The 23388-nt window shown below is 61.0% G+C and carries 15 protein-coding genes and 1 pseudogene; 14 read left to right on the forward strand and 2 right to left on the reverse strand.

Annotated features, from left to right (window positions below):
* From AC1D2N_RS24630 to AC1D2N_RS24690, 13 genes and pseudogenes are all read left to right on the forward strand, one after another.
* Window positions 1-148 (forward strand): annotated as a pseudogene (locus AC1D2N_RS24630) (rhizopine-binding protein); the annotation flags it as partial.
* Window positions 149-217: 69 nt separating this feature from the next.
* On the forward strand, window positions 218-1759 hold the full coding sequence (locus AC1D2N_RS24635) for a sugar ABC transporter ATP-binding protein (RefSeq protein ID WP_130653295.1): 1542 nt from the start codon (window positions 218-220) through the stop codon (window positions 1757-1759).
* Between the two features lie 34 nt (window positions 1760-1793).
* On the forward strand, window positions 1794-2819 hold the full coding sequence (locus AC1D2N_RS24640) for an ABC transporter permease (protein ID WP_018244091.1): 1026 nt from the start codon (window positions 1794-1796) through the stop codon (window positions 2817-2819).
* Window positions 2820-3086: 267 nt separating this feature from the next.
* On the forward strand, window positions 3087-4145 hold the full coding sequence (locus AC1D2N_RS24645; RefSeq protein ID WP_130653294.1) for a dipeptidase: 1059 nt from the start codon (window positions 3087-3089) through the stop codon (window positions 4143-4145).
* Window positions 4146-4183: 38 nt separating this feature from the next.
* The gene (locus AC1D2N_RS24650) at window positions 4184-5827 is read left to right on the forward strand and encodes an ABC transporter substrate-binding protein (RefSeq protein WP_018244089.1); all 1644 of its coding nucleotides are present in this window, start codon (window positions 4184-4186) and stop codon (window positions 5825-5827) included.
* A gap of 19 nt (window positions 5828-5846) precedes the next feature.
* Complete coding sequence (locus tag AC1D2N_RS24655) at window positions 5847-6914, forward strand: ABC transporter permease (RefSeq protein ID WP_018244088.1); 1068 nt, start codon at window positions 5847-5849, stop codon at window positions 6912-6914.
* Window positions 6911-7846, forward strand: coding sequence for an ABC transporter permease (locus AC1D2N_RS24660; protein ID WP_112905542.1), 936 nt, complete (start codon window positions 6911-6913; stop codon window positions 7844-7846). Before AC1D2N_RS24655 ends, AC1D2N_RS24660 begins: the two co-directional genes overlap by 4 nt.
* Window positions 7843-8676, forward strand: coding sequence for an ABC transporter ATP-binding protein (locus tag AC1D2N_RS24665; RefSeq protein WP_018244086.1), 834 nt, complete (start codon window positions 7843-7845; stop codon window positions 8674-8676). Before AC1D2N_RS24660 ends, AC1D2N_RS24665 begins: the two co-directional genes overlap by 4 nt.
* Window positions 8673-9422 carry an ABC transporter ATP-binding protein gene (locus tag AC1D2N_RS24670; RefSeq protein ID WP_028733603.1) on the forward strand — a complete coding sequence of 250 codons (750 nt, stop codon included), beginning with the start codon at window positions 8673-8675 and terminating at the stop codon, window positions 9420-9422. Before AC1D2N_RS24665 ends, AC1D2N_RS24670 begins: the two co-directional genes overlap by 4 nt.
* A 162-nt stretch (window positions 9423-9584) precedes the next feature.
* Window positions 9585-9773 (forward strand): hypothetical protein, encoded by a 189-nt coding sequence (locus AC1D2N_RS24675; RefSeq protein WP_028733602.1) that lies wholly within the window; start codon window positions 9585-9587, stop codon window positions 9771-9773.
* A gap of 127 nt (window positions 9774-9900) precedes the next feature.
* Window positions 9901-10065, forward strand: coding sequence for a hypothetical protein (locus tag AC1D2N_RS24680; protein WP_018244083.1), 165 nt, complete (start codon window positions 9901-9903; stop codon window positions 10063-10065).
* Between the two features lie 569 nt (window positions 10066-10634).
* A complete protein-coding gene (locus tag AC1D2N_RS24685; protein ID WP_130653293.1) occupies window positions 10635-19154 on the forward strand; it encodes a glycoside hydrolase family 94 protein in 8520 nt (2839 codons plus the stop codon).
* 100 nt (window positions 19155-19254) lie between these two features.
* Complete coding sequence (locus tag AC1D2N_RS24690; protein WP_047620221.1) at window positions 19255-20493, forward strand: OpgC family protein; 1239 nt, start codon at window positions 19255-19257, stop codon at window positions 20491-20493.
* A 49-nt stretch (window positions 20494-20542) separates the two neighbouring features.
* On the opposite strand, the gene AC1D2N_RS24695 is transcribed toward AC1D2N_RS24690, so the two are convergent.
* Window positions 20543-20896, reverse strand: a complete 354-nt coding sequence (locus AC1D2N_RS24695; protein WP_026230974.1) for a VOC family protein — start codon at window positions 20894-20896, stop codon at window positions 20543-20545.
* A 253-nt stretch (window positions 20897-21149) separates the two neighbouring features.
* Between AC1D2N_RS24695 and AC1D2N_RS24700 the strand changes: the two genes are divergently transcribed.
* Window positions 21150-21344 carry a helix-turn-helix domain-containing protein gene (locus AC1D2N_RS24700; RefSeq protein ID WP_157213745.1) on the forward strand — a complete coding sequence of 65 codons (195 nt, stop codon included), beginning with the start codon at window positions 21150-21152 and terminating at the stop codon, window positions 21342-21344.
* Window positions 21345-21570: 226 nt separating this feature from the next.
* On the opposite strand, the gene AC1D2N_RS24705 is transcribed toward AC1D2N_RS24700, so the two are convergent.
* Entirely contained in the window at window positions 21571-23334 is a 1764-nt protein-coding gene (locus tag AC1D2N_RS24705; RefSeq protein WP_130653292.1) for a glucan ABC transporter ATP-binding protein/ permease, read from the reverse strand.
* Window positions 23335-23388 lie beyond the last annotated feature (54 nt).

The raw sequence follows: 23388 nt of genomic DNA on the forward strand, positions 1-23388 counted from the left end.
GGTGTTCCAGGATGCCGCCGGCCAGGGCAAGGGCTCGCTCGATGCAGCGCTCAAGCTCGCCAAGGGCGAAAAGATCGACAAGAAGGTCTACATTCCCTTCCAGCTCGTGACGCCCGCCAACGTCAAGGACTTCGTCACCAAGAACTGAGGCGAAGGCCAAGCAGGATGCGGGCAAAGCCCGCATCCTTTTCGCCTACCCGTATCCGGAGGAGATGATATGGCCGTCAGCCCGACAACCATGGCCGCCGTGCGCGCGAGCGGCGCAGTTCCGAATGCGGAATATCTCTTGAGCGCCGAGGGTGTCCGCAAGGAATTTCCCGGTGTCGTCGCCCTCGACGACGTGCAGTTCCGACTGAAGCGCGCCTCCGTGCATGCGCTGATGGGCGAAAACGGCGCCGGCAAATCGACGTTGATGAAGATCCTCGCCGGTATCTACACGCCCGACAAGGGCGATATTCGCCTGAAGGGGATCGAAATCCAGCTGAAATCTCCGCTCGACGCGCTGGAGAACGGCATTGCCATGATCCATCAGGAACTGAACCTGATGCCGTTCATGACGGTTGCCGAAAATATCTGGATTCGCCGCGAACCGAAGAACCGCCTCGGTTTCATCGATCACGGCGTGATGCACCGCATGACCGAGGAGTTGTTTACCCGGCTCAATATCGCAATTGATCCTGATATCGAGGTCCGGTTCCTGTCTGTCGCCAACCGGCAGATGGTCGAGATCGCCAAGGCGGTTTCCTATAATTCCGACGTGTTGATCATGGACGAGCCGACTTCGGCGCTGACGGAGCGCGAGGTCGAGCATCTTTTCCGTATCATCCGCGACCTCAGGGCCCAAGGCATCGGCATCGTCTACATCACCCACAAGATGAACGAGCTCTTCGAGATTGCCGACGAGTTTTCCGTCTTCCGCGACGGCCGATATATCGGCACGCATGCCTCAACCGACGTCACCCGCGACGATATCATCCGGATGATGGTCGGGCGCGAGATCACCCAGATGTTTCCCAAGGAAGAGGTGCCGATCGGCGAGGTCATGCTCTCCGTCAAGGATCTGTGTCTCAACGGCGTTTTCAAGAACGTCTCCTTCGAGGTCAGGGCCGGCGAAATCCTCGGTGTGGCCGGCCTGGTCGGCTCCGGCCGGTCGAACGTCGCCGAAACGCTGTTTGGCGTGACGCCGGCAAGTTCCGGCTCGATCGAGCTCTACGGCAAGCCGGTGACCATTTCTTCGCCGACCGAGGCCATCCGCAATCGCATGGCGTTCCTGACCGAAGACCGGAAAGATACCGGCTGCCTGTTGATCCTCGATATTCTCGAGAACATGCAGATCGCCGTTCTGCAGGACAGATACGTCAAGGGCGGCTTCGTGCAGCAGGGCGCAGTCGAGGCAACCTGCGAAGACATGGCAAAAAAGCTGCGCGTGAAAACGCCCAATCTTTACGAGCGGGTGGAAAATCTTTCGGGCGGCAATCAACAGAAGGTGCTGATCGGCCGCTGGCTGCTCACCAATCCGCGCATCCTCATCCTTGACGAGCCGACGCGCGGCATCGATGTCGGCGCCAAGGCGGAAATCCACCGGTTGGTCGTGGAGATGGCGCGAAACGGCGTGGCGGTGGTGATGATCTCGTCCGAGATGCCCGAGGTTCTCGGCATGAGCGACCGCATCATGGTCATGCACGAGGGACGCGTGACCGGTTTCCTCAATCGCGACGAAGCAACGCAGATAAAGGTGATGGAGCTGGCTGCGCAGTGATGCGTCGACGGCGATCGTCCAAGGGAGGTTTGACATGACTACCAAGGCAGCAGAGAGCGCGGCTCCGCTCGCAACCCGGCAAAGGCGGCGGCGCATACCGACGGAACTCAGCATTTTCCTCGTGCTCGTCGGCATCGCACTCATCTACGAAGTGCTCGGCTGGATGTTCATCGGCCAAAGCTTCCTGATGAATTCGCAGCGTCTGACGATCATGATCCTGCAGGTCTCCGTCATCGGCATCATCGCCGTCGGCGTCACGCAGGTCATCATCACCGGCGGCATCGACCTTTCGTCGGGTTCGGTCGTCGGCATGACGGCGATGATCGCAACGAGCTTTGCCCAGTCCTCGACCTGGGGACGGGCCGTCTTTCCCTCGCTGACCGACCTGCCGGCTTTCGTGCCCATCGTCGTCGGTCTGCTGATCGGGGCGGCGGCCGGCCTCGCGAACGGCGCGCTCATCGCCTACACGAAGATCCCGCCGTTCATTGCCACACTTGGCATGTTCGTTTCGGCCAGAGGCGTGGCGAAGTGGTATACGAAGGGACAGCCGGTTTCCGGGATCACCGAGCAGTTTCATTTCATCGGAACGAAAGCCTGGCCGGTTGTCGTCTTCCTGGTCGTTGCACTGATCTTTCATATCGCACTGCGCTACACCCGCTACGGCAAGTTCACCTATGCCATCGGCGCGAATCCGCAGGCCGCGCGTGTTTCCGGCATCAACATCGAGGCTCATCTCGTCAAGGTCTATGTGATTGCGGGATTGCTTGCCGGCCTTGCCGGTATCGTCACTGCGGCACGTGCGGAAACCGCACAGGCCAGCATGGGTGTCGGATATGAACTTGACGCGATCGCCGCGACCGTCATCGGCGGCACTTCGCTCACCGGCGGTGTCGGGCGCATTACCGGCACAGTCATCGGCACCATCATTCTCGGCGTTATGACCTCCGGCTTCACCTTCCTCAGGATCGACGCCTACTACCAGGAGATCGTCAAGGGCCTCATCATCGTCGCGGCTGTTGTCATCGACGTCTACAGACAGAAGAAACGCCGCAAGCACTAATTTCCGGCAGCGTGATCCGATAGTTTTGCGGGGGCCTCGGCCCCCGTTCCGTTTTGAGAGCATGATGCCGAAGAGTGTGAGCGGTTTTCGGACGACATCACGCTCTAACTATTTAACTTAGAAGAGCATTCAGATTTTAAGCCGGTCTGGCCGAAAATCATCCTGTTCCAGCGTCGATGACGGATTTTTAAAAAAAGAAGTGGCGAATTCCGTCAGCTTTTCTATTCTGCCGCTTCATTCGCCCGCTCGGGCAGCGCAGGAAGACAGATGCAATTCGTATTTGACGGTCACAACGACGTTCTCCTTCGACTCTGGACACATTCAAAAGACGGCAGCGACCCGATCGCGGAATTCGCAGACGGCACGACGGTCGGCCATATCGATGCGCGTCGCGCCAGAGAGGGCGGTCTTTCAGGCGGTCTCTGCGCCATCTACATTCCCTCGGGCGATCTCGTCTTTGCCGATCCGGATGCTAACGGTCGCTATATCACGCCGATGGCGGCACCTCTTGATCCGTTGCCTTCCCTTGCCATCGCCAATGAAATGGCGGCGATCGCGCTGCGGCTCGACCAGGCTGGCGCCTGGCGGCTCTGCCGGACGGTGAAAGATATCCGCGGCGCCATGGCGGATAACATTTTTGCCGCCGTCATGCATATGGAAGGTTGCGAGGCGATCGGCGCCGATCTCTCGGCGCTCGAGGTATTCTACGCGGCGGGGCTGCGGTCGCTCGGGCCGGTCTGGAGCCGGCACAATGTCTTCGGTCACGGCGTGCCCTTCGCCTTCCCAATGTCGCCGGACACGGCGCCCGGCCTGACCGATGCCGGCTTCGCGCTTGTCAGGGAATGCAATCGCCTCGGCGTCCTGATCGACCTTGCTCATATCACCGAGAAGGGTTTCTGGGACGTGGCGAAGACGACGGATCAGCCGTTGGTCGCCACTCATTCCAATGCCCACGTCCTGACGCCGGTCGCGCGCAACCTGACAGACAGGCAGCTCGATGCGATCCGCGAAAGCCGAGGGCTCGTCGGCATCAATTATGCCACCGCCATGCTGCGTGCCGACGGCCGCTCGGACAGCGATACGCCGCTTACCGACATGATCCGCCATATTGACTATCTCGTGAACCGCATCGGCATCGATTGCGTGGCGCTCGGATCGGATTTCGACGGGGCCACCATTCCAGAGGAAATCGGTGATGCGGCTGGCAATCAGAAGCTGATTGCCGCTCTCAAGGAGGTTGGCTATGCTGATGCCGACCTCGCAAAACTTGCCCGTGAAAACTGGCTTCGCATTCTGGCCCAAGCTTGGCGGGAGGACCGCGCCTAAGCCTTTCCTAATCCAATCAAAAAACAGGGGAACAGACCATGATGATGACCAAACTCAGCCGCAATTTTCGCATGCTTTCCGCCGGAGCCGCGCTTTCGCTTCTGATGATGGCGGCACCCGCCGCCTTCGCCGAGACACCGAAGGATACGCTGGTCGAAGGATTCGCCATCGACGATATCATCACGATGGATCCTGGCGAGGCTTTCGAGCTTTCGACGGCTGAAATCACCACCAACAGCTACAGCCTGCTTGTTCGTCTCGACATGGACGATACGTCGAAGGTGAAGGGCGATCTGGCCGAGAGCTGGAGCGTTTCCGATGATGGCCTCACCTATACGTTCAAGCTGAAGTCAGGCCTGAAATTCGCCTCCGGCAACCCGGTCACCGCCGAAGACGTCGCCTGGTCGTTCGAACGCGCCGTCAAGCTCGACAAGAGCCCGGCCTTTATCCTCACCCAGTTCGGCCTGACCGGCGACAATGTCACGGAAAAAGCCAAGGCTGCCGATGCCGGCACTTTCGTCTTCACGGTCGACAAGGCCTATGCGCCGAGCTTCGTGCTCAACTGCCTGACGGCAACCGTCGCGTCCGTCGTCGACAAGAAGCTGGTGCTGGAGCATACGAAGGCGGTGACGCCGGATGCCGAGCACAAATACGACAATGATTTCGGCAATGAGTGGTTGAAGACCGGCTATGCCGGTTCCGGCGCCTATAAGATGCGCGAATGGCGCGCCAACGAAGTCGTCGTGCTGGAGCGCAATGACAATTATTACGGCGACAAGCCAAAGCTCAACCGCGTCATCTACCGCTACATGAAGGAAAGTTCGGCGCAGCGGCTGGCACTCGAAGCTGGCGACATCGATATCGCCCGCAATCTCGAGCCGGGCGACCTCGATGCCGTTGCGAAGAATGCCGATCTGGCCACGACGAGTGCGCCGAAAAGCACGATCTATTATGTCAGCCTGAACAACAAGAACGAGAACCTGAAGAAGCCGGAAGTCCAGGAAGCTTTTAAGTATCTGGTCGACTACGACGCGATCGGTGCGACATTGATCAAAGGGATCGGCGAAATCCACCAGACTTTCCTGCCGAAGGGACAGCTCGGTGAGCTCGACGAGAATCCCTACAAGCTCGATGTCGCCAAGGCCAAGGAACTGCTCGCCAAGGCCGGCGTACCCGATGGTTTCTCGATCACCATGGACGTGCGCAACACGCAGCCGGTGACCGGCATTGCCGAATCCATGCAGCAGACGCTGGCACAGGCCGGCGTCAAGATGGAAATCATCCCCGGCGACGGCAAGCAGACGCTGACCAAATATCGTGCCCGCACCCACGATATGTATATCGGCAACTGGGGTTCTGATTATTTCGACCCGAATTCCAATGCCGACACATTCACCGGCAACCCCGACAATTCTGATGCCGGCACGGTGAAGACGCTCGCATGGCGCAACACCTGGGAAGCGCCGGAACTCGACAAGCAAGCGAAGGCCGCACTTCTGGAACGCGACGGCGCCAAGCGCGCCGCCATGTACCAGGATATCCAGAAGAAGTACCTGGCAAACAGCCCCTTCGTCTTCATCTTCCAGCAGATCGAAGTGGCCGGCTACCGCAAGAGCCTGAAGGACTTCAAACTGGGTCCGAGCTTCGACACCAATTTCGTCGGTCCGATCGCCAAGGAATAATCCGGCAGGATTGAGTGACTTGAGCACCGTCGAAACAACGCAGGAGGCGCGGCCCCGAAAGGGCCGTGCCGGCGCCTTTGCAAAGGCGTTAGGGCGGTTTTTGTTTGCCGCCGTCACCACCTATCTCGGCCTGCTGGCCGTCACCTTCTTCATCGGCCGCGTCGTGCCGATCGATCCCGTGCTCGCCATCCTTGGCGATCGCGCGCCCAACCATGTCGTCGAGCGCGTGCGCCAGGAGATGGGCTTCAACCTGCCGCTCTACCAGCAGTTCTTCATCTATATCAAAGGCATCCTGTCCGGCGATTTCGGCAATTCGGTCCTGACGACCAATCCGGTAATGGTCGATATTCGCCGTGCATTTCCGGCGACAGTGGAGCTCGCGACGCTCGGAACGCTGATCGGCGCTTTCGTCGGCGTGCCGCTCGGGGTTCTCGCCGCGGTGCGCCGCGGCAGCATCGTCGACCAGGTGGTGCGGGTCATTGGCTTGATCGGTTATTCGGTGCCGATCTTCTGGCTGGCGCTGATCTCGCTTGTGATCTTCTATGCGCAACTGCGCTGGGTGGCCTTTCCCGGCCGCATCGACATCGTCTTCGAATACACGTTCACGCCGATCACCGGCTTCTACCTGCTGGACAGTGCCTGGCAGGGGCAATGGGATGTGTTCTACGATGTGTTCCGCCACATCATCCTGCCCGCATCCCTGCTCGGCTACTTCTCGCTTGCCTATATCAGCCGGATGACGCGCAGCTTCATGCTGAACGAGCTTTCCCAGGAATATATCGTCGCCGTACGTGCCAAGGGGCTTTCGGAAACGCGGGTGATCTGGGGCCATGCGCTGCGCAATGCCGCCGTGCCGCTCGTTACCGTCATTGCGCTTTCCTATGCCGGCCTGCTCGAGGGATCGGTGCTGACCGAGACCGTCTTTTCGTGGCCAGGCATCGGGCTGTACATCACCAATTCGCTGCAGAACGCCGACATGAACGCCGTGCTCGGCGGCACGATCGTCATCGGTACGGTCTTCATCGGTATCAATCTTCTGTCCGATCTTCTCTACCGGACGCTCGACCCGAGGACGCGAAACCGATGACGGCCAATGCCAGCCCATCTCCTGCGATGAGCCGCCGCGAATGGCTGCTCTCCGACCGGCCGCAATCGCGCATGCAGGCCCGCCTCGGCCGCACCTATGTCACCTGGCGGCAGTTCACGGCAAACAGGCTCGCCGTCGTCGGCCTGCTGATCATCGTGGCGCTGCTTTTTATCGCCGCCTTTGCCGATGTGATCGCCACGCATAATCCCGTTGTCGGCGATCTGCGCAACGCCCGCCTGCTGCCGCCCGGCACCGGGGAATTCTGGCTCGGTTCGGATGACCAGGGCCGTGATATTTATTCCCGGCTGATCTACGGATCGCGATTGACGCTCCTTGTCGTCGCGCTCGTTGCCGTCATCTCGGCGCCGATCGGGTTGATCGTCGGCACCGTCTCCGGCTATGCCGGAGGCTGGGTGGATGCGACGCTGATGCGCATCACCGATATCTTCCTTGCCTTTCCGAAGCTGGTGCTGGCACTTGCCTTTGTCGCCGCTCTCGGTCCCGGCATCCAGAATGCGATCATCGCCATCGCCATCACCTCCTGGCCGCCCTATGCGCGCATCGCCCGTGCCGAGACGCTGGCGGTCCGGCGTTCCGACTATATTTCGGCGGTGAAGCTGATGGGCGCCTCGCCGCTTCGCATTGTCGTGCGCCATGTCATGCCGCTCTGCATTTCCTCGCTGATCGTGCGCGTGACGCTCGACATGGCGGGCATCATCCTGACGGCGGCCGGTCTGGGTTTCCTCGGCCTGGGCGCGCAGCCACCATTGCCGGAGTGGGGTGCGATGATCGCCTCGGGCCGGCGCTTCATCCTCGATCAATGGTGGGTCGCGGCGATGCCCGGCATCGCCATCCTCATCGTCAGCCTCGGCTTCAATCTCCTCGGCGACGGCCTGCGCGACGCGCTCGATCCGAAGGAGAGCGGCCAATGACGACACTTCTGACGGTGGACAAGCTCAAGGTCAGCTACCCCACGCGCACGGGCGTGATCGAGGCCGTGCGCGGCGTCTCCTTCACGCTCGGCAAGGAAAGGCTCGGCATCGTCGGCGAATCCGGTTCCGGCAAGTCGCAGACCGGACGGGCGATCATGGGCCTGACGCCGAAACACGGCATCGTCACGGCCGACAGGCTTAATTTCAACGGCATCGATCTGATCAATGCGTCTGCCGGCGAAAGGCGCAGGCTGCGGGGCAAGCGCATCGCCATGATCCTGCAGGATCCGAAATATTCGCTCGATCCCGTCATGTCGATCGGACGGCAGATCTGCGAGACACTGCGCACACATGAGAAGGTCGGCAAGGCGGAGGCGCGCGAGCGCGCGCTCGCCATGCTGGAAGCGGTGCAGATCCGCGATCCGAAGCGTGTCTTCGACCTGCATCCGCACGAAGTTTCGGGCGGCATGGGGCAGCGGGCGATGATCGCCATGATGCTCATTGCCGGGCCTGAGCTGCTGATTGCCGACGAGCCGACCTCGGCGCTCGACGTGACGGTGCAACTCGACGTGCTGAGGATCATGGACAAGCTGGTGTCCGAGCGCGGCATGGGGCTGATCTTCGTCTCCCACGATCTGAGGCTGGTCTCTTCCTTCTGCGACCGCGTCATCGTCATGTATGCCGGAAAGATCGTCGAGGAACTGGCGGCGGCCGATCTCAAACATGCGCAGCATCCCTATACGCAAGGACTGCTGAATTGCATGCCCGAGATCGGTGCAAACCGCCATCCGCTGCCGGTGCTCGACCGCAAGCCGGAGTGGGCGGCATGAGTGCAGCTCTCCAAGTCGACAATCTCAGCGTCGTCTACGACCATTTTCATGCGCTGAAGGATGTCAGCATCGCCGTCCAACACGGCGAATCCTTTGGCCTCGTCGGTGAGTCCGGCTCGGGAAAATCGACCTTGCTGCGGGCCGTTGCCGGGCTTGCGCCGATCAGCGGCGGCGCGATCCACATCGACGACGAAGTGTTGAAAGGTTCGAAGCGCAGCAAAGTCTTCTACCGGCGCGTGCAAATGGTCTTCCAGGATCCTTATGGTTCGCTGCATCCGCGCCAGACCATCGACCGGCTTCTGCTCGAACCGCTTGCAATCCACGGCATCGCCGACAGCGACAAGCGCATCGCCCGGGCGCTCGACGAGGTCGGCCTCGGCAATGGTTTCCGTTTCCGCTACCCGCACCAGCTCTCCGGCGGCCAGCGCCAGCGCGTGGCGATCGCCCGGGCGCTGATCGTGGAACCGTCAATCCTGCTGCTCGACGAGCCGACATCGGCACTCGACGCCTCGGTGCAGGCCGAGGTGCTGAACCTGCTGGAGCAGATCCGACGCGACCGCAAGCTCACCTTCGTGATGGTGAGCCACGATCTCGGTGTCGTCACCCATATGTGTGAGCGGCTCGCCGTGATGCGCAACGGCGCCGTCGTCGAGCGGTTGAGCTCGCAAGAGCTGGCGACGGGTGCGGTTCATGAGGACTATACGAGAAATTTGATGATCGCGAGCAAGGGTTTCGTCAAAGCCTGAAAGCCAATCTTTTCAAACCTTTGAAAAGAAAAGATCGGCGGCGCTGTTAAGGATAATGTTTTCCTAAAAGACGACCATTCGACTAGACTATTGACAGCTGCCTTGCTTCTGTCATGATCCCGTTAACGTTTGTTAGCTTTCGTGATCGATGGAGGTTGAAGCATGTTCTTTCTCGGTGGGATGACCATGGGCTACCTCGATCCTCCGGTGAAAACCGATCGCCGGGAACAGATTTCGGTATCCCTTCCCGCGGAAAAGGACCGTCGGCTGATCGAGACTTCCTCCAACCCGCCTGAGAAGGAGAGTGCCGTCGAGCGCTCGTTGATCTGGGCATGGCGCACGCTCTGCTAAAAGGGCTGGTTGAATTTTCTCTTCCGTTCGCTCTAGACGGAATTTTATCTCTACCTACTTGATAGAGAAAATAAGAATATAAGCGCGAGCCGCACAACCGGCCGCACGAGAACAACGGAGGCGACATATGGCAGATCTGGGTATTTCGCATGCTCACGTGAACCAGTATGGTTCCGTACCGACCAAGAAGCCGCTCACCACGCGCCACAGGCTTCAGACGGTGCTCCATGGAGCGATCTTCACCGCGGCGTTCCTGTTCGTCGTGGCCATGGTTTGCGGCGTCGTCGGGTAATCCGGTGGATGATTAAGCGTCGGCAGGTGCCGGCGCTGCGGCGGTTTCCACCCTTATTGAATTCCGAACATTAATTTGTCTCGGCTTTCCCACTCATCATCATTCTTCTATTCTTTTCACGCCATCCAAAGCGCGCCACGGCGAACTTGCTCATGCGCGGGGTGCAAGCTCACCCAAAGCGCTGTCAGGCGTATGATTTGGCGATCGTCTTCTGTTCTTTTTCTGAAATCCAAGCTGTTGATCGCCGGGACCAGGGGCCGGCATTTTCGTCATTCCCACCGCCCAGACAAGCTCGCCGGGCAAGCGGCGAACGCCTCTTGACTTGAATTATCCCGATAGTGTCCAAATTTTCGACATGGCTTTCGCAGAGAGGGTATCGATGGTCGCGATCCTGTCGGGCCGCGTCCTGAACCAGGGCTTAGCCCGTCTGCATCGCTTGCCAAGTGTCGTTCGCCCCCCACTTCATCGATCTTTGAAGAATAGGGCTCCGTTCATGTAGCAGTCATGATAAGCAGTGCAAAAGGCTGAGCAAAACAGCCATAACTTCGTTTGGATCCAGAACCGAACCCATGTCTATTTCCAATCTTTCTCCGAGCCTTTCGCGCGAACCCGAGACGAAGCAGATCGATCATAACGATTCGATCCGCTCGACCTATCTTTCCATCGAGGACATCAAGGCGATGGGCGATGCGGTCGCCCGCAACGGCGTCGACAAGCTGCCGGCTTTCGCTCCCTTCGATTTCTTCGCCCGCCATAAGGAAAACGAGAAGGAAATTCTGCGCGTCTACCGGACCACGGCGACCGACGTCGAAGCCGGCGAGACGATCACGCCGGCGGCAGAATGGCTGCTGGACAATCACTATATCGTCGAAGAGGCGATCCAGGAGGTGCGGCGCGACTTCCCTCGCCGCTTCTATCGCGAATTGCCGACCATGGTCGTCGGCGGCGTCGAGGTGCCACGCACCCTCGTGCTTGCCTGGCTCTATGTCGCTCATACCCATAGCACGATCTCGCAGGAAAGCCTGACGGCGCTGGTCGATGGCTTCCAGGCCAGCGAGACGCTCAGGATCGGCGAACTCTGGGCGTTGCCCTCCCTCGTGCGCTATGTGCTCGTCGAAAACCTTCGCCGCATTTCGAGCCGTGTCGAAGCTAGCCGCCGCCTGCGCCGCCGCGCCAACGAGGCGGCCGATGAATTGGTGCGCCTGACGGACCCAGCCGGGGCGACCGCCTATCTGAAGACGCTGGAATCGCTTGCCGAGGACAATACCTTCTCGACGCAGTTCCTCTATCGCCTGCGCGACGGCTCGCAGACGTCGAGCCTGGCGATCACCTGGCTCGACGCGCGGCTGGAAGAGCTCGGCCGCAACACCGAAGAGACGACGACAGCCGAACACAGCCGACTCTCTTCCGGCAACGTGACGATGGGCAACATCATCCGCAGCCTTCGCGAGATCGATGATGCCGAATGGTCGGTCTGGGTCGAGCAGGTCAGCCATGTCGACAAGCTGCTCTGGGAGCATTCGGATTACGGCATCCTCGATTCCGGCTCGCGCAACAAATATCGCAAACAGATCGAGAAGCTGGCCAAGCGCTCGCCGCTGACGGAAATGGAAATCGCCCAGCTGGCGCTTGACATGACTGACGCCGCCAAGGCCTCCGACGAGCCGCAGCCGCACGAACCGAATGTCGGCGGCTTCCTGTCGGGCGCGCAGCGGCCGAAGCTCGAAGCACGGGCGAACTATCGCCCGACGATCATCCAGCTTTTCGTGCGCGCCGTGCGCCGGTTCAACTGGCTGGCAATTGCCGTGCCCGTCATGCTGCTGACCATCATCGCCATGGCGATCGTCGGCAAGTTCATGGCGAATGCCGGCATGGGTGCGTTTGAAATCGCCCTGCTGCTGATCATGTTCTCAGTGCCGGCGTCGGAGGGGGCGACAGGTCTCTTCAACACCTTGCTATCCTTCTTCGTGACGCCGGCACGCCTCGTCGGCTACGAGTTCAAGGAAGGCATTCCGGAAGATGCGCGCACGCTGCTCGTCGTGCCCTGCCTGATCTCGAACCGTGACAGCGTCGACGATCACGTGCGCAATCTCGAGGTTCATTATCTCGCCAATCCGCGCGGCGAGATCTATTTCGCGATGCTCAGCGACTGGCCGGACAGCGAGGTCGAAGAAACGCCTGCCGATCTCGAGGTTCTCGATTATGCCAGGCGCGAGATCGCCAATCTCTCCGCCCGCTATGCCTATGACGGCAAGACGCGTTTCTATCTGTTGCATCGCCGCCGCCTCTACAATCCCGCGGAAGGCGTCTGGATGGGCTGGGAGCGCAAGCGCGGCAAGCTGCACGAACTGAACATGCTGCTGCGCGGCGACCGCGACACGACCTATCTGCCGGGCGCCAATACCGTGCCGGCCAACGTGCAATATGTCATGACGCTCGATGCCGATACGCGCCTGATGCGCGATGCCGTCACCAAGCTCGTCGGCAAGCTCTATCATCCGATCAACCGCCCGGTCATCAATCCGAAAACCGGCCGCGTCGAAAGCGGCTATGGCGTCTTGCAGCCGCGTGTCACGCCGTCGCTGACGACAGGCAAGGACGCGTCGGTCTTCCAGCGCGTCTTTTCCATCAACCGTGGCCTCGATCCTTACGTCTTCACCGTTTCCGACGTCTATCAGGATCTCGCCGGCGAAGGCACCTTCACCGGCAAGGGCCTTTACCATGTCGATGCCTTCGAAGCGTCGTTGAAGGGCCGGATCGACGAGAACTCCGTGCTCAGCCACGATCTTCTCGAGGGCTCGATGGCGCGTTGCGCGCTCGTCACCGATCTCGAACTGGTGGAGGATTTCCCGATCCGCTACGAGGTGGAAACCTCGCGCCAGCATCGCTGGGCACGCGGCGACTGGCAGCTTCTCCCCTACATGTTCAATCCGAAATACGGCGTCACGGCACTCGGCCGTTGGAAGATGTTCGACAATCTGCGCCGCTCGCTGACGCCGATCGCCTGGTTCTTCGCCTCCGTGCTCGGCTGGTATTTCATGGGTCCGCTCGGCGCGCTCATCTGGCAGATTCTGCTGATCTTCTGCCTCTTCGTCGCGCCGACGCTGTCGCTCATCAACGGCATCATCCCGCGCACCAGCGATATCATCGCCCGCGCCCATCTCTATACGGTCTGGTCCGATATCACGGCCGCCAATGCCCAGGTTGCGCTGCGCATCGTCTTCATCGCCGATTCGGCTTGCATGATGGCTGATGCGATCGGCCGTTCGCTCTATCGCCTGTTCGTCAGCCGCAAGCTGATGCTGCAGTGGCGGACCGCTGCCAGCGTTCAGGCCGGCGGCCAGGGCACGTTGATCTCCTATTACAAGGCGATGTGGCATGCACCGGCGTTGGCGCTGCTGGCGCTCGGTTTCGCAGCTCTTCCCGGCGACAACGCCTTCCTTGTCGGCATTCCCTTCGCGCTGCTGTGGATCCTCTCGCCTGTCGTCGCCTGGTATGTCAGCCAGTCGGCGGAGACCGAGGACCGGCTCGAGGTCGCCGATTCCGTGTCGAGCGAACTGCGCAAGATCGCCCGGCGCACCTGGCGTTATTTCGAGACCTTCACGACGGCCGAGCAGAACTATCTGCCGCCGGACAATATCCAGGAAACGCCGCATGTGATTGTGGCGGCGCGCACCTCGCCGACCAATATCGGCGTCTATCTGCTTTCCGTCGTTTCCGGCCGGCATTTCGGCTGGTTCTCCTTCGAGGAGACGCTCGAACGGCTGGAGCAGACGATCGCGACGATCGATAGAATGGAGAAATTCCGCGGCCATCTGTTCAACTGGTATCACACCGATACGCTGCAGACGCTGGGCCCCCGTTACGTCTCGGCCGTCGACAGCGGCAATCTCGCCGGCCATCTGATCGCCATTTCGTCGGCCTGCCGCAACTGGGCCGAGGCGCCGTCCGCCCATATGCAGGGTAATCTCGACGGCGTCGGCGACACGGCCGGCATTCTCCGAGAAGTGCTGGCGGACCTGCCCGATGACCGCAAGACCGTGCGCCCGCTGCGCCGGCGCCTGGAGGAGCGCATCGTCGGCTTCCAGAACGCGCTTGCCGCCGTCAAACGCGAGCACGAATTCGCCTCGATCCGCATCATCAACCTTGCGGTTCTCGCGCGCGACATCGAGAAGCTCGCTGCCAATCTCGACCATGAGGTCAAGTCGAAGCAGAGTGAAGAGGTCACCCAATGGGCGGCATCCCTGGTGAAGGTCTGCGAGGCGCATATTTCCGACAGCACCTTCGACCTTTCCAAAGTCGATGCGCTGAGGCCGCGCCTGGTGGCGCTGCGCGACAAGGCGCGCGATCTCGCCTTCTCGATGGATTTCGGCTTCCTGTTCCGGCCGGAACGGCGTCTGCTGTCGATCGGCTATCGCGTCGAAAGCGGTGAACTCGACCAGGCCTGTTATGACCTTCTCGCCTCGGAATGCCGCCTGACCAGCCTCTTCGGCATCGCCAAGGGCGACCTGCCGACGGAACACTGGTACCGCCTCGGCCGCCAGGTCGTGCCTGTGGGGTCGCGCGGTGCGCTGGTTTCCTGGTCCGGCTCGATGTTCGAATATCTGATGCCGCCGCTCGTCATGCAGGAGCGCGGCGGGGGTATTCTCAACCAGACCAACAATCTGGTCGTCGTCGAGCAGATGAATTACGCCCGCAAGCTCGGTATTCCCTGGGGCATTTCGGAAGCGGCCTTCAATGCCCGCGACCATAACCTCAATTATCAGTACACGAATTTCGGCGTGCCCACGCTCGGCCTGAAGCGCGGCCTCGGCCACAATGCCGTCATCGCGCCCTATGCCTCGCTGCTTGCCAGCCAGTACGATCCGCCGGCCGCGCTGGAAAACCTGCAGAAGCTGCGCAAGCTCGGCGCACTCGGCAAGTTCGGCTTCCACGACGCCGTCGATTTCACGCCGACGCGCGTGCCGGAAGGCAAGAAATGCGCGGTGGTCTACAATTATTATGCACATCATCACGGCATGTCGATCGCGGCGGTCGCCAACGTCGCCTTCAACGGTCATCTGCGCGAGCTCTTCCACGCCGATCCCGTCATCGAGGCGGCGGAGTTGCTGCTGCAGGAAAAGGCGCCGCGCGATATTCCTGTCATGAGCGGCAAGCATGAATCCGACACACCGGCCAGCATCCAGGACGATCTCCTGCGGCCGGAGCTCCGGAAGATCAACGATCCGGCTTCGCGTGACCGCGAACTGGTCTTCCTGTCGAACGGTCATTATTCGGTGATGCTGACGGCGACGGGCGCGGGTTATTCCCGCTGGAACAATCTTTCCGTTTCCCGCTGGAAGCCTGATCCGACTGAAGACCGCTGGGGCAGCTTCATCTTCCTGCGCGATACCGCCACCAATGAATGGTGGTCGGCGACATCAGAGCCGAAGGGTGTCGAAGGCGAAAAGATCAAGGTCGAATTCGCCGACGAGAAGGCGCAGTTCACCAAGATGGTCGGCGACCTCACAAGCGAGGTGGAATGCATCGTCGCAACCGAGCATGATGCCGAGGCCCGTCGCGTCACGCTGCTCAACATGGGCACGGAAGACCGTTTCATCGAGGTCACCTCCTATCTCGAACCAGTGATTACCTCCGACGATACTGACAATGCGCATCCGGCATTCGCCCGCATGTTCGTCAAGACCGAGATCGGCAAGCGCGGCGACGTCATCCGCGCCGAACGCAACAAGCGCGACCCGAACGAGCCTAATATCAGCATCGCACATCTGATCGTCGACAATGCCGGCGACACCCGCCATACCGAATTCGAGACCGACCGGCGCAAGTTCATCGGCCGTGGCCGCAGCCTTGCCGATGCGGCGGCCTTCGATCCGGGTGCCACGCTTTCCGGCAGCGATGGCTTCATGCTCGATGCCGTCATGTCGCTGCGTCGCACCGTCCGCGTGCCGGCCGGCAAGAAGGTCAGCGTGATCTTCTGGACGATTGCGGCGCCAAGCCGCGAGGAAGTCGACAAGGCGGTCAATCGCTACCGTCATCCCGATGCCTTCACCCACGAACTCGTCCAGGCCTGGACACGCACGCAGGTGCAGATGCGCCATGTCGGCGTCACCTCCCAGCAGGCGGCCGCCTTCCAGCATCTCGGACGCTACCTCGTCTATCCCGACATGCAACTGCGCAAGGACGAGGCGACCGTCGAGGCCGGCCTACAGTCGCAATCGGCGCTCTGGCCGCTGGCGATCTCCGGCGACTTCCCGATCTTCACGCTGCGCATCAACGACGACATGGATCTCGACATCGCCCGCGAGGCGCTGCTGGCGCAGGAATATCTGCGCTCGCGCGGCGTCACCGCCGATCTCGTCATCATGAACGAACGCGCTTCGTCCTATGCGCAGGACATGCAGCATGCGCTCGACGCCATGTGCGAAAACGTGCGCCGCATGGGCCAGGCCGACGGGTTGCGCCAGCATATCTTTGCGGTTCGCAAGGACCTGATGGAAGAAGCCACTTATCATGCGCTGATCGCGGCTTCCCGCGTCACGCTACACACCAAGAACGGCAAGGTGGTCGACCAGATCAACCGCGCCGTCGCGCTGTTTGCACCCTCCAAGGAGGAACTGCAGGAGATGGAACGGGTCGAGCGCAACAAGGCCCCCGTCAAGCGTGTTGCGCCGGTGCCGCCACCTGTCGTGCCCGCCGTCATCATCGAGGAGGAAGGCGATCTCGACTTCTGGAACGGCATCGGCGGCTTTGCCCGCGACGGACGCGAATATGTCGTTCGGCTGCCTGGAGGTCATGCGACGCCGCAGCCCTGGATCAATGTCATTTCCAACGACAGCTTCGGATTCCACGTTTCGGCCGAGGGCTCGGGTTTCACCTGGAGCGTCAATTCGCGCGACTATCAGCTGACCTCCTGGTCGAACGATGCGGTGGTCAACCGTTCGAGCGAGGCATTCTATCTCACCGATCTGGACAGCGGTGCCGTCATGACGCCGTTCGCAGCACTTTCCCGCCGGCCGGACATCCGTTTCGAAGCCCGCCACGGGCTCGGTTATTCCGTCTTCTCCAGCGTTCAGCACGATATCGCGCTTGAGCTGACGCAGACGATCGACCGCGAAAAGCCGGTGAAACTGCAACGCCTGCGCCTGCGCAACACCGGTTCGACTGGCCGCAAGCTGCGTCTCTACGGTTATGTCGAATGGATTCTCGGCAGCAATCCGGGACGCACGGTGCCTTTCATCCTGTCGAGCCATGATGAGGAGACGGGGGCGCTGTTTGCCACCAATCCCTACAGCATCGATTTTTCGAACCGCACTGCATTCTTCGCTGCGAGCGAGACACTTTCGAGTTTCTCGGCAAGCCGGCGCGAATTCATCGGTAAGGCGGGGACGATCCAGGCACCGCAGGCCGTCACTTCCGCCGCCGCTCTTTCCGGCGCGACGGAACTAGATGGTGATCCGGCCGCGGCGCTTGCAATCGACATCGAGCTCGGCGCCGGCGAAGAGCGCGACTTCACATTCTTCCTCGGCGATACGCCGACGGAAGAAGAAGCGCGCACTGTCATCGCCGATATCCGCAAGGTTTCGTTCGACGAGACCGTCGAGGCAAACCGCGCCTTCTGGCGGGATTTCACCGGCAGGCTGCAGATATCGACTCCAGATCGCGGGATGAACAATCTCGTCAACACCTGGCTGCCCTATCAGAGCCTCGGCTGCCGCATCATGGCCCGCACCGCCTTCTACCAGGCAAGCGGCGCCTTCGGCTTCCGCGACCAGCTGCAGGACACGCTGGCCTTCGTGCTACACGAGCCCTCGCTTGCCCGCCGCCAGATCCTGAATGCCGCTTCGCGGCAATTCCGCGAAGGCGATGTACAGCATTGGTGGCTGCCGGGAACGGGTGCGGGCGTGCGTACGCTGATCTCCGACGACGTCGTCTGGCTCGCTTACGCGATCCACCACTATTGCAGCGTCACCGGCGACAAAAACGTGCTCGACGAGGAGATCGCCTTCCTGGAAGGGCCGGCACTGCTCGAAGGCCAGCACGACTCGTTCTACAAGCCGGAGATCTCCGAGAACAAGGCGAGCGTCTACGAACACGCGGCGCTGGCGCTCGATCTCGCCATCGCTCGCAAGGGGGCCAACGGCCTGCCGCTATTCCTTGGCGGCGACTGGAACGACGGCATGAACCGCGTCGGCGTCGGCGGGCGCGGCACCAGTGTCTGGCTCGGCTGGTTCCTGGCAGGGGCATTGCGCTCCTTCATTCCCTATGCCGAAGAGCGCGGCGACACGGCCCGTGCAGAGCGCTGGTCGGCGCATCTCACCGAGCTGAAGAAGGCGCTGGAAACTGCGGCCTGGGATGGCGGCTACTATCGCCGCGGCACGTTCGACGACGGTGCGCTGCTCGGCTCCAGGGAAAGCCCCGAATGCCGGATCGATTCGATCGCGCAGTCCTGGAGCGTGCTGTCGGGCGAGGGCGATCCGGCCCGCGCGGTCACGGCGATGGATGCGGTGCTCGATCAGCTAGTCGACGAGGATGCCCGCATCATCCGGCTGTTCACGCCGCCTTTCGTCAATTCCGCCAGGGATCCCGGCTATATCAAGGCCTATCCGCCGGGCGTGCGCGAAAACGGCGGGCAATATACCCATGCCGCGACCTGGGTCGTGATGGCGCTGGCGGAGCTGAAGCGGGGCGACGATGCCTTCCGCTGCTTCCAGATCCTCAACCCGATCACCCATGCGCTCGACAAGGCTTCAGCGGAGCAATACCGCGTCGAACCCTATGTCGTGGCGGCCGACGTCTACGGAAACGAGCCTTATACGTCGCGCGGCGGCTGGACTTGGTATACCGGGTCAGCCGGCTGGCTCTATCGCGCCGCCGTCGAGGGCATCCTCGGTATCCGGCTGAAGGACGGCCGGATTTACGTGCGCCCGTCGCTCCCGTCGGAATGGGACGGTTTTGCGGCAGAGGTGGAGCAAGGCGGCGGCAAATACCGCATTTCGGTCTCAAAAGCGTCCAATGACAGCGGCTACACTCTGTCAATCAACGGCTGCGAAGTCACCGATCCCGAAGAGGGATATCCGCTCGGATAACAGCGTTCTCCACGCTGAAAAAGACGGCGATTCGCGACGGCCAAAAGGGAACCCTTTTGGCCGTCGTCGCGTTTGCAAATCGGATAATAAGGAGAGACCAATGGCAAGCACGCCGACCCAAGCCATCGTCACGGGGCGCAGTTCCCTATCCGCAGCTGCGTCAGTGCGTGACACGAGGCTCGACGTCTTGCGTGGCGTGGCCCTGATCATGATCTTCATCAATCATGTTCCCGGACAGATTTTCGAATATGTGACGACGAAGAATTTCGGTTTCTCCGATGCCGCCGAGGCCTTCGTGCTGATCTCCGGCATTGCCGTCGGCCTTGCCTATGGGGGCCGCTTCCAGCCGGGCAACCGGCTCACGGTGGCGATCAAGTCGGCAAAGCGCGCCTTCACGCTCTATCTCGCCCATATGATCACCACCTTCATGACGCTGGCGCTCTTTCTCTGCGGTGCGTGGCTGTTTCATAGGCCGGGGTTGCTGGTCGAGATCAATATCCTGGCGGTTTTGATGAACCTGAAGGAAGGCATTCCAGCGCTGCTGCTGCTCGGCCACCAGATCGGCTACAATAATATCCTGCCGATGTACGGGGCGCTGATGCTGATGGTGCCGGTCATCCTGCTCTTGAATGCGCGAAGCCCTTGGCTGGCGCTCGGTGTCTCGGGCACGGTCTGGCTGCTTGCGGGCATCTACGAAGTGGCGCCGCACAACATGCTGATCGAGGGCTATTGGTTCCTCAATCCGCTCTCCTGGCAGTTCCTGTTTACGATCGGCATCGTCTCGATGCTGCATATCAAGCGCGGCGGCACGATCCCGCAGCATCCGCTGCTGCTGACGGTTGCTGCCGGTTACGTCATGCTGTCCTTCATCTGGGTGACCGGCCATCTCTGGATTTTCGGCAACTCGCTGGCAGCACTTGGCCTGCCGCCTGTCATCACCGGTTTCGACAAGACCTTCCTGTCGCTGCCGCGGCTGCTGCATGTGCTGGCGCTGACCTATCTCGTTATCAGCATCCCGGCACTGTCGCGTATCCTGCGCCGTCCTGCGGACCATCCGTTGACGATCCTCGGCCGCCACTCGCTGAACATCTTCGTTGCCGGCACGATCCTCGCCATGATCGGTCAGGTGGTGCTCTACATCACCAACAAGGACCAACTGATCGGTCCGCTCTTCGTGATCGCTGGGGTCGCGACACAATTCGCCTATGCCTATTATCTCGAACGCAAGCGCCAGCAGGGCAGGCTCAAGGGGAAACTTGTCGCCGATACCGCCACCATCCCCGTTCCTGTCCGCATTGGCAGAACGGCAAATGCCTATCGCCAGAACGATCGGAAATAGAGCTCGGATTTGCCCGACATGAAGGAGCCGGCGGCCGATGGTCGCCGGCTCAATTTTTATGAACGAGGATATTCACCAGCTTGCCGAAGGGATCGCGCACATAGAAGCGCCTGACGCCCCAAGGCTCGTCGGCCGGGCCGTACTCGATCGGGAAGCCTGAGGCCGACATCGCCGCGAAAGCAGCATCGAGGTCGTCGACCTCGATGGAGAGGGCGGGCACCTCCGTTCCGGAACCGCCTTCGCTGGCGATGCTGAGCTGAACGTTCATCGAGCGCGGAGCGCCGAACGTCGTGATCCAGCCGTGATCCATGATGACGTCGAGACCGAGGATATCCTGATAGAAGCGCCGGGCCAGAGTGATATCCGGTGCCTGAATATTGGCGACGATGCGCAGGACCTTCATGGCTTCGCTCCCCGTTGCTCTTCGACTGGCGGAGGTTAGATCCTTTCCGGGTTAGATTAAAGCATTCCGACTCCGTTTGAGCCAACCCGAAGGGCCGGGCATCTTTCCGCCAGGATCAGAGGCGATCGGCTCGGACGTACCAAGGGGTATGCCCATCGCCAATCGCCTCTGCCCTGACGAAATCTGCTCCGGCAGAATGCTTCAATCTGACCAGGAAAGGCTCTAGCGGCCGAGGTCGATTGCGGACGAATATTTGGAATTCTGCCGGCTGGCAGAGCTTGAGGGGGAGAACGTATCTGAGCTTTGCCAGCGCCACTGCATCAGCCGACAGACCGGCTACGTCTGGCTGCGGCGCCTGCGGGCGGGCGAGCCGGTGGAGGACTGCTCCCGCCGGCCGCATGCCAGCCCATGGCGCACGGGAGCCGATCTCGAACATACGGTTGCTTGATATCTGTGACGAGCATCCGGTCTGGGGGCTCGCAAGATCGCCCGCCGGCCGCAGGATCTCTGGACCTTTGCCGCCGTCGGCGACGGGCGTCGGCCGCTCAATCATCCGGCTCCTTTTGGACCAACAGAATACTTCAATCTGAACAGAAAAGCCTGCCAGGTCCCAGAGCAAACAAAAAGGCCGGAAGGAGTTACCCTTCCGGCCTTTATCTTGAAACCCGAACCGATCAGGCGGCTTCGGTGGTATGGGCCTTGCGGACTTCTTCGTCCGTCAGGATGCCGCTGGCGCGCAGCAGGGCGGCGAAGCGGCCGTTGCTGTGGCTGAGTTCGTCGAAGCTGCCCTGTTCGACGACACGGCCGTCATCCAGGAAGAGCACCATATCGGCTTCGCGGACCGTCGACAGGCGGTGGGCGATGATGAAGGTGGTGCGGTTCTGGCGCAGGTTGTCGATTGCGGCCTTGACGCGGGCTTCGGTTTCGACGTCGAGCGCCGAGGTCGCCTCGTCGAGCACCAGGATTGGCGCGTCCTTCAGAATGGCGCGGGCAATCGCGATACGCTGGCGCTCGCCGCCGGAGAGCTTGTTGCCGCGTTCACCGACATGCGTATCGTAGCGCTCCTCACGGGTCTCGATGAAGTCGGCGGCGGCGGCGGCTTCGGCCGCACGGCGCATTTCCTCTTCGCTGGCGCCTTCGCGACCAAGGCGGATATTGTCGCTGATCGAACGGTTCAGCAGGCCCGCATCCTGGAAGACGGTGGCGATGTGGCGACGCAGCGACTTGCGGGTCACCTTGGTAATATCGGTGCCGTCGATGAGAATCTTGCCGCCCTGGGCATCATAGACACGCTGCAGCAGGTTGACGAGCGTCGTCTTGCCGGCGCCGGTCGGGCCGACGATCGCAACCGTCTGGCCTGCCTTCACCGAGAAGGAGACGTTATGCAGGCCCTGCGAGCTGTTGCCGAAGCCGAAGGAGACGTCGCGGAATTCGATCGAACCCCTGACGTCCTTGATTTCGCCGTTGCCGGCCGGCTCTTCACGTTCACGCACCGAGTCTTCCAGCGCATAGAATTCCTCGAGCTTGGAACGGGCCTCGAAAATCTGCGTAGCGAACTGGCGCATCAGGTCGAGGCGGCCGATCAACAGGTTGGCGAAGCCGATAAAGGCGATGACGTCGCCGACGCGCAGCTGGCCGGCCTGGACGAGCATGGTGCCAATGATCAGGACCACCATCATCGCGATGGTCGACGCCATACGGTTCAGTGCACTGGCGATCGCCCACCAGTCGAGCACCGGATACTGCGCTTCGAGCAGACGGTCAGCGAAGGATTTCAGCGCCCTGGTTTCGGCCTCGATGCGGTTATAGCTGTGCAGGACAGAAACGTTGCTGATCGAGTCGCTGACATGCGAGAAGACGGTGTGATAATGGTTCTCGACCGAAGCCTGGCCGTCCTTGGTGCGGCTCATGACGACGCGGCCGATCAGCCAGTAGGCGATGGCGAGCACCATGAGTACGGCGGAAAGGCGCAGGTCCATCGACATTGCGGTCGGTATCAGAAGGGCAAGCGCGATGACCGTCGACAGATGGTTGCGCATGAATTCCAGCCAGAGGCCGAATAGCGTCTCGCAGGCGCGCAGCAATGTATGCAGCGCGTTGGAGGTGCCGCGCTGATGGTGCCAGCCGAGCGGCATGGAAATGATGCGGCCGAAGGCTTCCGTCAACAGCGTCGCTCGCCGGCCATGGGCCAGTCTGTCGGCCTCGCGGGCCACCAGGACGAAGGCAATGGTGTTGAAGACGGCGAAAGTCGCCCACATGAAGAGGATGGGCTTGACCTCACCCTTGCCCGAAATCGCATCGATAATGCGACCGAACAGGATCGGCTCCGCGATGGTGATCGTCGCAAGAACAATGTTTGCGACAACGACCAGGGATACGCGCAGCTTGTAGGCGCCAAGATAGCGCAGAGCTCTTGCATAGACCTTGAATAGCGTCACGTCGAACCTCTTGTGCATCTGCGAAAACGGGATGATGCGATGCTACAAAAGCCT

This window comes from Rhizobium sp. P1_B8 (assembly GCF_056406515.1).